1 protein-coding gene is annotated in these 736 nt (G+C 40.4%); it reads left to right on the top strand.

The genetic code is table 11. The features are described 5' to 3' along the window. Positions 1–736: DUF11 domain-containing protein (locus tag J8L88_RS23395; RefSeq protein WP_211062084.1), on the top strand; the 736-nt coding region annotated here is incomplete at both ends.

The raw sequence follows: 736 nt of genomic DNA on the forward strand, positions 1-736 counted from the left end.
AGATGTAATTACATTTGAAATTACATTGACTAATAATGGTACTGACGATGCTACAGGAATAGGGATATCAGATATAGTTCCGTCAGGATATACGAATATTACTAACATTAGTAATGGAGGTGGATTGACAGGTAATACTATTAATTGGAGTGGTTTATCATTAACAGCCGCTACAGGTACACTTACTTTAACCTATGATGTTGAAGTATTGGCGCCAACCGGTGTTGCAGGAGAGTATAATAATGTTGTAGAAGTAACAGCGAGTGATCAATTTGATCCAGATAGTACCCCTGACAATGATGATGGAGATCAGGATGAGGATGACGAGGCTAATTTTGAAGTAACTCCACAAAGTTCAGATTTAAGTATTGCCAAGGTGGTGAGTAACCCAACTCCGAATGTTGGCGATGTTGTTACTTTTACGATCACAGTTAGTAATGCAGGTCCAAATGATGCTACGGGAGTTGATATTGATGATATTGTTCCTGCAGGGTATAGTAATATTACGAATATTAGTGGTACAGGTAGTGAGACAGGTGGTGTTGTAAGTTGGACAGGTCAGACCGTAACGACTACGACAGCTTTAGTAGTAACGTTTGATGCTACGGTTGATGCTCCAACGGGAGCTACCGATGAGTATGTAAACCAAGTAGAGATTACGGCGAGTGATCAGTTTGATCCCGACAGTGATCCTACCAGTGATAGTACTACTGATGATAATGGCGATGGTATTGCT

The sequence above is a fragment of the Aquimarina sp. MMG015 genome (assembly GCF_018100855.1).
GTDB classification, from domain to species: domain Bacteria; phylum Bacteroidota; class Bacteroidia; order Flavobacteriales; family Flavobacteriaceae; genus Aquimarina; species Aquimarina latercula.